Source organism: Streptococcus mitis B6, from assembly GCF_000027165.1.
In the GTDB taxonomy this organism is placed as follows: Bacteria; Bacillota; Bacilli; order Lactobacillales; family Streptococcaceae; genus Streptococcus; species Streptococcus mitis_AR.
In genome coordinates, this window is record NC_013853.1 from 1320423 (window position 1) to 1331567 (window position 11145).

The following is an 11145-nucleotide window of genomic DNA, read 5'->3' on the forward strand; positions in this document are numbered from 1 at the left end:
ATTTATGATAAACTTACTATATAATCATATTAATTAAATAGTTAGGAGATCTGCTTATGTTTATATCTACTCTTCAAATTCGAAATTTTAGAAATTATGAATCCGAAATCTTTCGATTCGATAATGAGACAAATACTATTATAGGTGAGAATGATTCAGGGAAAACCAATGCTCTTACTGCATTGAGAATCTTATTAGATGATAGTTATTACTATAGTAGTAAAACACTGAAAGAATCAGATTTTTTTCATGGAATTCAAAATGGGTGGCAAGGGCATTGGATTATTATCTCTGCGACATTTGAAGGAATCAGCGAAGAAGAATTTGACAATGAGATTTGTGCTTCCATTTCTTTAAATTCTGAAAGTCAAACAATCTTAGAAGAATTGATTTCAAATGCAGATAAAGGTGTAGGTAGTATTTCTCTATTTATTAGACCTAACAAAGCTATTAGAAAGCAATTATTTGATATTTCCACTGAATTAGACTCTCATCAATTTAACGAATTTAGAAATTCTATTCGTCTATCCGACTATGAATTTTACTACACATCTAAATCAAATCTAAATTTCTGTATCAATGAAAATTATGATAAATTGGTAGGAAGACTCAATGACAATATAGCTAGTAATCCTGAAGAAGACGATGAAGCTCTTTTGGGCTCAAGAATTGACATGTCAGATATTTTCAAGCATATTTCGGTTGTTTATGTTGACGCTCTTCGAGATGTTCTTAGAGAAATGAAAAACAATCGAAACCCTGTCAAAAGAATCATGGAAACAATTGAATCAAAAATATCATCAGATAATGTTGAGTCATTAAAAACAATTATACAGCAATTAAATGAGACTATTACCAGTGTTCCTGAAATTAGGAAAATTGGCGAAAATATTAATCGGCAACTAAATAGCATAATTGGTTCAGTGTATTCTCCTAATCTTCTTTCCTCAACTATGTCAGATGATATGGGTTCTTTAGCAAAATTTCTTTCAATGAAGCCAGAACAAAATATCGACTTAGACTTACTAGGGTTAGGACATCTAAATATGATTTATTTAGCTTTGAAAATAGTCGAATTTGAAGCGTGTCGTTCAAGAGAACTACTTAATATTATGTTGATTGAAGAACCAGAAGCTCATATTCATCATCATATTCAAAAAACTCTGTTCGAAGGATTAAATCTTCAAAAAAACTATACTCAGATTCTCATGACCACACATTCTGTACATTTAGCTGAAGTGTCTGAAATATCTCGGATGAATGTATTAAAATCGTTTAATGGCAAATCTATCGTTATGAATCCAGCAAATAATCTGAACTCATTTGCTAAAGAAAAGTTAAAAAAGAACAATCTAAATCTAATAAACGCAGTAGAGAGATATTTAGATGTTAAAAGAAATGGATTGCTTTTTTCTAAAGGTGTTATCTTAGTTGAAGGAGATGCTGAAGAAATACTTATTCCTCAAATAGTAAAAAAATTATTTGGTATAAACTTAGACGAACTTGGAATAGGTTTGATTAATGTTGGTAGTACTTCGTTTGAATATATCGCTAGCTTGTTTGACGATGATAGAATACAGAGAAAGTGTGCTATTGTAACTGATTTAGATGAACAGGCAATCCCATCAGAACATCGATTGTATAAAAGCACTGCACAAGAGAAAGGTCAAGCAAGAAAAGAAAAATTATCCTCCCTTTTTAATGAAAACAATTGGGTTAATTGTTTTTATGCTAATACAACATTTGAAATTGAGTTTTTAGATGTGAATAAAGAAAATATTCTAACTTATGTCAGTCCAATTATAGATGACGCATTCAAAGATAAAAAAACAATAACTGCTTATAAAGAAGAAATACAAAGTGAACAATATTTAGAAAGAAATTTAGCGATGTTAAAACTAGCCAATCATGTTGGTAAGGGGTGGTTTGCAATTGAGTTAGGTGAAAAAATTGACTTTTTAATCAAAATTCCTAAGTATATTCTTAATGCTATTGCTTTTGCATGTCAGGAAATAGTAGATCTCTCAATTTATAAAAAAATTCTACTCCATACAATCGACTTGTACGAGGAAACTACAGAATTGTCAGCTTTATCAGCTAGTTTAAAAACAAGTGATACAGCTGATTTGAATATAGCAATAATTTCTTTATTAGAGTACTTTGGTAAAGATGAGGATGTTGTGTATCTAATCAATCAGATAGAAAATTACACAAAAATACTTTATGCTGAGGTTTCAAAATGACAAATATCTTCGAAAAAATTGTAAATGATTTAAATTTAGAACAAAAAGATGTTGTGGAAAGTGAAGATAACCTTTATGTAAATGCATGTCCTGGGAGTGGGAAAACAAGGGTACTTACAAGGAAAATTGCTTACCAAGCAATTAAACACGATGGATCACTAAAAAGAATAATTGCTATCACATACACTAATAGAGCTGCTGAAGAAATTAAGGAACGCCTAAGTTTACTTAGTATAGATGATGATATTAATATTTGGGTGGGGACAATACATCAGTTTTGTCTTGAATTTATTATTTATCCTTTTAAAATGAATCTCTCAAGAGTATCAAAAGGATTTACAATTATTGATGATTATACTCAAAGAGCTTACGTCAGCCAAATTAATAATATGCTGAATTTAAATCTCAAAACGTATGAACTGAACAAAATTGATTTGTCACTTTCTCATGATTTTAAAATTAATGAAGTTCAGTATACTCAAGTTTCTGAAATGTATCACACTATGTTGGAAAAAAATAAAGAAATTGATTTTGATATGATTTTACTAGTAGCGTATAAAATTTTAACTGTAAACAGTAACGTTGCACGTAATATTGCTAGTAATATAAGGGCGATTTATGTGGATGAATTTCAAGATACTAGAGAATTACAATACAATGTAATAGCTAAATTACTTCAAAACAACCCTCAAATTCAGTCAATGTTTGTTGGAGATATTGACCAAGCAATTTATGGATCATTAGATGGTATAGCTAAATCAGTTGAAGAACTAGAAATGCTAACTAGTCACACTTTTCAATCAAAGACGCTACATGGCTGTTACAGGTCTAATCAGAGATTAGTAGACTTCTACTCTAATTTTCAGAGTTGTCCTTACGAGATTGAAAGCAGAGGGAATAATAAAAACGACCGTGGTTTTATAAGTTATGATTGCAAAGTTACTAAGGAGGATTTACCCAACATAATAAAAAATATAATAAAGGAAAAGATTGAAAGCGGCATTCATGAAAAAGATATTTGTGTACTTGCTCCTCAACACTATCCTCTGTTTTCACTGGGTGAGTATTTAAAGAAAGAATTACCGTATTGCAATTTTGATGCTATAAATATATCACCAATTAAGGTAAATAATCATAGTTTATTTTTCAAGTTAGCAATTTTGTACTTTACTGAATCAGGTGAAAAGGTTCGAAGAAGAAAGCTAATTGCAAACGATATTTTAATTATATTAAAAAATGAATTTGGAATAGAAGTTAAAGATTATTTTATTGACTTAGATTTATTACAGCTAATAAACAGTGTGAAAAGAATGTATAGTGGAGACGACAACGGTGTTGATTTATACAAATTTGTTACCAAACATATATTTGTTAATCTTAATATTGACGAGAAAAATTACCCGTCTATTTTTAAGCACTATCTATTTTTTATTAACGAAGTAGAAGATCGGATAAAAAATAATTCATTATCTAGTAGTGTATCTAGTTTTAAGAAGATGTTTAAATCTCGAGATGGTATCACACTTACTACAGCACATAAAGTTAAAGGAAATGAGTATGATACTGTTATCGCTATTAATCTTCTAAACGGGAAAATTCCTCATTGGAATGAAATTTTTAATGTTTCTGATAAAGGAATTAGTTCAGCGAGAAAACTACTATACGTAATTTGTTCAAGAGCAAAAAATAATTTATTTCTTTTCTCAGAGGTGGGTTATTTTACGAGTAAAGGAGACTTGCTTTATCCCACTCAATTATTAGATAAAATAGAATTTGATTATAATATTTAAAATACCTAGGTAGTCGTTGTTTTAAATATAGTAGGAATCGGACGCTCAGTACGGAGCGTCTATTTTTTTACCCAATTTTGAAAGGAAGTGAACTTATGAAAATAAAAAATCAAGAATCAAAAGGTCGCTCTCCCCCCTTTAAAACCATCACACAAATAAGATTCATTCAAACATAAAAACAGAAAGGATAGGTAAAAATATGGAACTTAAATATGTCATTCCCAATATGGAAAAAACATTTGGACAATTAGAATATGCTGGTGAAGGGAACATTGAACAACGTCGAATAAATGGCAGACCAACCATTCTCTCTCGTAGTTACAATTTATACTCAACGATTCAACGAGCAGATGATATTGTTGTCATTCTTCCCTCCGAAGCTGGCGAGAAACATTTTGAATCCGACGAAAAAGTCAAACTCATCAACCCACATATTACCGCAGAAGGTTATAAAATTGGCAATCGAGGATTTACCAATTACATTATGCACGCAGACGATATGGTGAAAGCATAAGAAAGGAAAGGTGAAAAAATATGAGATTAGCAGAAGGTATTGTGATTGAAAAAGACCAGACATTTGGCACATTGAAATTTTCCGCCTTGCGTCGTGAGGTTCGTATCCAGAATGAAGATGGTACGGTTTCCGAAGAAATTAAAGAACGTACCTATGACTTAAAATCAAAAGGACAAGGACGCATGATACAAGTCAGTATCCCCGCTTCTGTTCCTTTGAAAGAATTTGACTACAACGCAGAAGTGGAATTAATCAATCCTGTGGCAGATACCGTAGCGACGGCTACTTTTCGAGGGGCAGACGTTGATTGGTACGTGAAAGCAGACGATCTTGTATTAAAAGGACAGACAAAACCTCATCAGAAATATAAAAAAGAAGCGTCCGAAAGTGAAAAATAGGTGTTGCTTATGACAAACACACCATTGATTTTGAAAGAAATTCCGAAAGATGAAGCCATTTCTTTTATTCGGCAATACCATTATTCAAAGATACTCCCTAGATTGTGTAAATACTTTCTAGGGATTTTTTCAGAAGAAAAATTATTAGGCGTTGTGGAATTAGGCTGGGGTACGCAACCCCTACAAACCATACGCAAACTCTTTCCCGACAGTTCCCTTCAAACCACAGATTATTTAGAAATTGGAAAGATGTGTTTTCTTCCAGAAATGAATCAAACCAATTATTTTGGCAGTCAAGCTCTTTCAGCTCTAATTAAGTGGTTGAAAGAACATACGGACTGTCATTTTTTATATACACTGGCAGATGGAATTGAGGGAAAATGTGGCTATGTCTATCAAGCGTCCAACTTCTTTTACTGCGGGTATTTCAAGACAAGTGTCTATCGTGATAAGCAGTCATGGGAAAAGATACACCCTCGAAGTGCTCGCCTTTTATTAGAGGAAAATGCTCGCTTTGAACAGGTAGAGAAAAAGCATTGGCTTTCCCAGGCATTTTGCGAATACAAAGGGATTGAGAAAATCAATGGACGCATGTTTCGCTATCTCTATCCGTTGACAAAAGAAGCGAAAAAACTGTTAGGACACACTCTCTATCGACGTCATTATTATCCGAAAGAAAAAAATTTACGCTTTGAAAAGCGAATCGCTTATCAGAAATATGAAGCCATTTCTCAACCAACTTTTGATAAACAGGCTCGTATCTACAATACACAATTATTTTGATAGGTGGAAAGGAGGATTTTTATGCCATTGCTTCATGACAGAGGAGAGCGAATCAAAGCCAACGATAAGCACTTGGTCTATCATTTTGTACTAATTTCATTGCTGGTAGTTTTTCTAGTCGTCCTACTCCCTTTTCATTGGAGAGCGTTACAATCGGTGAACTGGCAAGCAGTTCAGTTAGATACATTTTTCTATCAACTTCATACGCCATACTTTTGGAGCAGTATTCTCACTGCTCTTTTTGTATGCGGACTTATCAGCTGGCTTTATTATCACTATCGTATAGATTCTATAAAACAGTTAGAGCACCGTCAAAAGTTAGCTCGTATGATTTTAGAAAATCATTGGTATGAAGCCGAAGAAACTCAATCAGAGGGATTCTTTAAAGATTTACCCAGCAAGAAAACCAAACAACGAATCCGCCATTTTCCTAAAATATATTATCGAATGAAAGATGGACTAATCCATATTCATGTAGAAATCACCTTAGGGAAATATCAAGATCAGCTTTTGCACCTAGAAAACAAACTAGAAACAGGATTGTATTGTGAATTAGTGGAAAAAACGTTGAAAGATTCTTATGTAGAGTATGTCCTACTTTATGATACTATTGGCAATCGAATTGGCATTGAAGACGTGGTAGCTCAAGATGGACGTGTCAAATTGATGGAATCGGTCTATTGGGAGTTCGATTCTCTCCCTCACATGTTAATTGCTGGGGGCACTGGTAGTGGAAAATCCTATTTTATTCTCACATTGATTGAATCTCTCCTGCATACAAATGCAAAGCTTTATATTCTTGACCCTAAAAATGCTGATTTGGCAGACTTAGGGGCGGTCATGAATAATGTCTATTACCGTAAAGAAGATATGTTGGCATGTATCAATCAATTTTACGAAGATATGATTGATCGCAGTGAAACCATGAAACAACACCCTAACTATAAAACAGGAGAAAATTATGCTTATCTTGGTTTGTCTGCCAATTTTCTTATTTTTGATGAATATGTGGCAATGATGGATATGCTAGGTCGTGAAAGTACCACCGTTATTCATAAACTCAAACAAATTGTAATGTTAGGACGACAAGCAGGCTTCTTTTTAATTCTTGCCTGTCAACGTCCAGACGCAAAATATTTTAGTGATGGGATTCGGGACAACTTTAACTTCCGTGTGGCTTTGGGTCGTATGTCTGAAATGGGCTTTGGTATGATGTTCGGAAGCGATACACAAAAACAATTTTTCTTAAAACCCATCAAGGGAAGAGGTTACGTGGATACAGGAAAAAGTGTGATTAGTGAGTTTTATACACCCCTTGTACCAAAAAGGTACGATTTCTTAGGAGAAATAGGAAAAGTCATTCAAAAAAAGCAATCTGAGCCTGTACCGCACGAAGTGAAAGGTACAGGTTCAGACTTGCTTTGATTGGTGTGGCGTTAGCCACGCCAATCCTTTAGCCCCCTCTATCTAACAGGGGGGCACAAATACAACTGAAAACAGGCAATTCTCATCAACCAATGTTGATGGTACAAAGGATTGCGGAAAATATGAAAGGTGTAAACTCAAGGGTCATAGTTTACATCTTTTTTAGATTGGAGGTTTGCGAATGGAAAACGAAAAAATTTGGATTAAGGAATTGAAAGAAAAGCGACTGGCTTATGGCGTTTCTCAAAATAAACTGGCGGTTGCTTCTCATATTACCAGACCTTACCTATCGGATATTGAAACAGGCAAGGCAGTCCCTACTCAACAGGTGAAAGAAGATTTACTGAACGCTTTGGAACGCTTCAATCCCGATAACCCATTGGAGATGTTATTCGACTATGTACGGATTCGATTCCCTACCAATGATGTGGCTCAAATTATCGGTGAGGTTTTACGTTTGAATATGGATTATATGCTACACGAAGACTTTGGCTATTATTCTTATCCCGAACACTATCGTTTCGGTGATATTGTTGTCCTAGTCTCTCATGATGTAAGTAAAGGTGTTTTATTAGAACTGAAAGGAAAAGGCTGTCGGCAATTTGAAAACTTTCTATTGGCTCAACATCGGAGCTGGTATGATTTCTTTCAAGATTGCATGGAACATAAAGGTATTTTCAAACGCTTGGATTTAGCTATCAACGATAAAACAGGGATTTTGAATATTCCAGATTTGGCAAAGAAATGTAAACAGGAAGAATGCATTTCCGTCTTTCGAAGCTTTAAAAATTATCGCAGTGGTGAATTGGTTCACCGTGATGAAAAACCATACATGGGAAACACACTTTATATTGGCTCATTAAAAAGTGAAGTCTATTTCTGTATATATGAGAAAGATTATGAGCAATACGTGAAAAATGATGTTCCCTTAGAAGACGCAGAAGTAAAGAATCGGTTTGAAATTCGGTTAAAAAATGACCGAGCCACCCAAGCCATGAAAGATTTATTGGCACATCAACAGGCGGAAAAAACAGCCTTTGAAATTATCAATCGCTATATCCGCTTTGCAGATAAAGACGACACTAAACGTCGGAGTGATTGGAAAACTAATGAACGTTGGGAATGGTTTATCGGTAAAAATCGTGGAGCATTACGCCTAACCACACAGCCAGAGCCTTATTCTTTTGAACGAACATTGAACTGGTTACATCATCAAGTCGCCCCTACATTAAAAATCGCAAGCATTTTAGATGTTCTCAACGGTACAACCATTATCTCCACCATGATTCAGGAAGCCAAACTGACAGAAAAACATGAGAAATTAATTGAACAACAACATCTAGCCATGGAGGATTTGATTACATGAGCCTTTTAACAAAAGAATTAAAGAAGTTAGGGTTTCAGTGTGGCATTGAGTTTCAAGCGTATATACAAAATACAGGGAAATATACGTCTCTCATTATTGAGGGAAAACGGCAAGCTGGTGATACCATCTATACCTATGATTTTTACAAGGTGAGATTTTATAATAATTATACCAATCGAGTAACCGTCTATGGAGAGCATTTAACCCCTTTTCAATTATTAAGGCGTGTAAAAAGCTATATCTATTATCGAGAAAAATATCTTAAGGAAAGGAGGACAATCACATGAATTTTGGGCAGAATTTGTACAACTGGTTCTTGGATAATGCACAGTCATTGGTATTGTTAGCGATTGTTGTCATTGGACTGTTTTTAGGTTTTAAACGAGAATTTTCAAAACTCATTGGCTTCTTGATTATTGCTCTAATCGCCGTCGGACTTGTGTTCAATGCAGCTGGCGTGAAAGATGTGTTATTAAACTTATTTAACCGAATCATTGGTGCTTAACAGATATTTTTCATGATAAAATAGGAAGTATATATTTTGTTATGAAAGGATTTATGAATATGTTTACAAATGATCAATTTAAATCTCTTTTAATTAAAACATTAGAAAGAAAGAGCTCTTCAAATTATTATGAAGGAGGTAACGAGATTGTTTCTAAAATGAAAATATCAGAGGTAACTTTAGATGAGACTGACGATTTTACTTATTATAAAGGATATAAAAAGGGCTGGAATACGCTTTGCACATATCTTAAAATAAGAGTTCCTTTTGATGATTTAGACTTTTTTGAAAGTCATAAAGATTTGATTACCCAGACAGCAAGCTCCATATATGATAAACAAGGTGATAATGTATTAGTGGATACTATTTTAGTACCACTTCCAGAGAATTACGAAGTAATTAACTTTAGTCAGTTGAAAATTAGTGATGTGGTTTCACAAGCTATTGAAGACGCTGAGTCTTTTATGAGTAATGGTGAATATCAACGTGCCTTTGACAGAGTTCACACTGCTTTTCATGGATATTTAATTGAAATACTAAAAAAATATGAAATTACAGTTCCTAGAGACGAAAATCTATCTAAATTATATAGTAGGATACAACAATTAATTGAAAAAGAAATTCAACCTACTGAACTTGCTGATATAGTGAAGACAACGATAAGGTCATCAAATGGAATGATTAGCTCTCTTAATGAAGCAAGAAATAGGCATTCACTTGCACACCCTAATACAAATATTATTGGAAAGAGAGAAGCAAAACTAATAATAGGTATTTCAAGTACAGTTACAGATTATATTAGCGGATACCTTGATAAGTAGCGTCATTAACTGATTGCTACTTTTTTTATGACTATTTTTATAAAAAGGATGTGATAAGAATTGGAAATGAAAGTCTATGTGGCAAATTTAGGACGGTATAATGAAGGTGAATTAGTCGGAGCATGGTTTACTCCACCAATTGATGAGGAAGAAATGGCAGAAAGAATCGGTTTAAATGAGGACTACGAAGAATATGCAATACATGATTTTGAGCTTCCTTTTGATGTGGACGAATACACGCCGATTAGTGAAATCAACCGTCTATGTGAAGCCATTCAAGAAATCGAAGGTACACCTATTTATAATGAACTCAAAGAAATTCAAGGCATGTGGTTTAGTAGCTTGGAAGAATTACTGGAAAACAAAGAGGATATTCATTGTTATAGTGATTGTGATTCGATGGAAGATGTCGCCCGTTATTACGTGGAAGAAACAGGACAGCTTGGTGAAGTCCCTTCCAATTTACAAAATTATATTGACTACCAATCTTTGGGACGTGATATGGAAATAGAGGGTAATTACCTAGTTACCTCTCATGGGGTATTTGAATATTGTCAGTAAGTTTAACAATCCGTGTTATAATTAAATTAATAAATAGCACGGAGAGGTATAAATTATGGTAAATGTATTTGAAAATCTTAAACTATTAAAACTAGACATGAAAGATAAAGGCTGGGTGATAGATTCCTTTTACTTTCGTTACAAACAGCAAAATTATATTGTACTTGTTAAGCTATTTGAAAAAGAGGAAAAAGTTCCAGAATATGCTCTGTTAAAACTAGAATTTTTAAAGGAAAACGATTTTTCAGATATGCTAGCTGTCTATGCTAATTCGGTAAAATTATATACAGACACGAAAACAATAAGAGAATATTTTGGTATCGAATACAGTAGTAACTTGGGAGATGTTTTATTTCAATTTAGCCAAACTCTTGCTCGATTTATTCCGACAGAAGTTAGTGAGAAGAAAAATGAAGACCAAAAAGAAGCCATGTGTTTCTCATTAAGTCAAAGTGATTCAGAAGATCCCAGAAAAAAATATTGTTTTTCAGTTAGAAGAAATCCTTTAAAGGGAAATGGTGAGCTGGGAAAACGAAGTCCTTTTAATGACAATAAAACGAGATTGTATAGACCCAGCTTATATGAACGATTAGGGTCAGATACCAATTTAAGTTTCAGATATTCAATGAATCCAGATGATGAAGAAACTGATGAAGGTATTATTGCAAAATGGACAAAAAATAAAATTGAATAGTTAAAGCATTGAAAGAGCAATCACCTATTTTGATTGTTCTTTTTC

General features: G+C 33.6%; 12 protein-coding genes. All 12 read left to right on the forward strand.

Annotated elements, in window-relative coordinates; translation table 11 throughout:
- Positions 1-56: 56 nt before the first annotated feature.
- The 12 genes from SMI_RS06685 (at position 57) to SMI_RS06740 (ending at position 11100) form a co-directional block, all read left to right on the forward strand.
- A complete protein-coding gene (locus SMI_RS06685) occupies positions 57-2243 on the forward strand; it encodes an ATP-dependent nuclease (RefSeq protein ID WP_000470932.1) in 2187 nt (728 codons plus the stop codon).
- Positions 2240-4033, forward strand: coding sequence for an ATP-dependent helicase (locus SMI_RS06690; protein ID WP_000181735.1), 1794 nt, complete (start codon positions 2240-2242; stop codon positions 4031-4033). Before SMI_RS06685 ends, SMI_RS06690 begins: the two co-directional genes overlap by 4 nt.
- A gap of 199 nt (positions 4034-4232) precedes the next feature.
- Entirely contained in the window at positions 4233-4547 is a 315-nt protein-coding gene (locus SMI_RS06695) for a YdcP family protein (RefSeq protein WP_000421279.1), read from the forward strand.
- 20 nt (positions 4548-4567) lie between these two features.
- On the forward strand, positions 4568-4945 hold the full coding sequence (locus SMI_RS06700) for a YdcP family protein (RefSeq protein WP_001234191.1): 378 nt from the start codon (positions 4568-4570) through the stop codon (positions 4943-4945).
- Between the two features lie 9 nt (positions 4946-4954).
- On the forward strand, positions 4955-5728 hold the full coding sequence (locus tag SMI_RS06705; RefSeq protein WP_000185761.1) for a hypothetical protein: 774 nt from the start codon (positions 4955-4957) through the stop codon (positions 5726-5728).
- 21 nt (positions 5729-5749) lie between these two features.
- Positions 5750-7153, forward strand: coding sequence for an FtsK/SpoIIIE domain-containing protein (locus SMI_RS06710; protein ID WP_001130244.1), 1404 nt, complete (start codon positions 5750-5752; stop codon positions 7151-7153).
- A gap of 181 nt (positions 7154-7334) precedes the next feature.
- Complete coding sequence (mobT, locus tag SMI_RS06715) at positions 7335-8519, forward strand: MobT family relaxase (RefSeq protein WP_000426689.1); 1185 nt, start codon at positions 7335-7337, stop codon at positions 8517-8519.
- Positions 8516-8806, forward strand: coding sequence for a hypothetical protein (locus SMI_RS06720; RefSeq protein ID WP_000055376.1), 291 nt, complete (start codon positions 8516-8518; stop codon positions 8804-8806). The genes mobT and SMI_RS06720 overlap by 4 nt, the downstream gene beginning before the upstream one ends.
- On the forward strand, positions 8803-9024 hold the full coding sequence (locus tag SMI_RS06725; RefSeq protein ID WP_001009054.1) for a hypothetical protein: 222 nt from the start codon (positions 8803-8805) through the stop codon (positions 9022-9024). The genes SMI_RS06720 and SMI_RS06725 overlap by 4 nt, the downstream gene beginning before the upstream one ends.
- 41 nt (positions 9025-9065) lie before the next feature.
- A complete protein-coding gene (locus SMI_RS06730) occupies positions 9066-9845 on the forward strand; it encodes an abortive infection family protein (protein ID WP_000675717.1) in 780 nt (259 codons plus the stop codon).
- Between the two features lie 60 nt (positions 9846-9905).
- On the forward strand, positions 9906-10406 hold the full coding sequence (locus SMI_RS06735; RefSeq protein ID WP_000425404.1) for an antirestriction protein ArdA: 501 nt from the start codon (positions 9906-9908) through the stop codon (positions 10404-10406).
- Between the two features lie 55 nt (positions 10407-10461).
- Positions 10462-11100 carry a DUF6037 family protein gene (locus SMI_RS06740; RefSeq protein ID WP_000248477.1) on the forward strand — a complete coding sequence of 213 codons (639 nt, stop codon included), beginning with the start codon at positions 10462-10464 and terminating at the stop codon, positions 11098-11100.
- Positions 11101-11145: the final 45 nt, after the last annotated feature.

Excerpts from the sequence above, each read along its gene's own strand:
- SMI_RS06685 (WP_000470932.1), top strand. The coding sequence starts at position 57 with ATGTTTATATCTACTCTTCAAATTCGAAATTTTAGAAATTATGAATCC.
- SMI_RS06690 (WP_000181735.1), top strand. The coding sequence starts at position 2,240 with ATGACAAATATCTTCGAAAAAATTGTAAATGATTTAAATTTAGAACAA.
- SMI_RS06695 (WP_000421279.1), top strand. The coding sequence starts at position 4,233 with ATGGAACTTAAATATGTCATTCCCAATATGGAAAAAACATTTGGACAA.
- SMI_RS06700 (WP_001234191.1), top strand. The coding sequence starts at position 4,568 with ATGAGATTAGCAGAAGGTATTGTGATTGAAAAAGACCAGACATTTGGC.
- SMI_RS06705 (WP_000185761.1), top strand. The coding sequence starts at position 4,955 with ATGACAAACACACCATTGATTTTGAAAGAAATTCCGAAAGATGAAGCC.
- SMI_RS06710 (WP_001130244.1), top strand. The coding sequence starts at position 5,750 with ATGCCATTGCTTCATGACAGAGGAGAGCGAATCAAAGCCAACGATAAG.
- mobT (WP_000426689.1), top strand. The coding sequence starts at position 7,335 with ATGGAAAACGAAAAAATTTGGATTAAGGAATTGAAAGAAAAGCGACTG.
- SMI_RS06720 (WP_000055376.1), top strand. The coding sequence starts at position 8,516 with ATGAGCCTTTTAACAAAAGAATTAAAGAAGTTAGGGTTTCAGTGTGGC.
- SMI_RS06725 (WP_001009054.1), top strand. The coding sequence starts at position 8,803 with ATGAATTTTGGGCAGAATTTGTACAACTGGTTCTTGGATAATGCACAG.
- SMI_RS06730 (WP_000675717.1), top strand. The coding sequence starts at position 9,066 with ATGAAAGGATTTATGAATATGTTTACAAATGATCAATTTAAATCTCTT.
- SMI_RS06740 (WP_000248477.1), top strand. The coding sequence starts at position 10,462 with ATGGTAAATGTATTTGAAAATCTTAAACTATTAAAACTAGACATGAAA.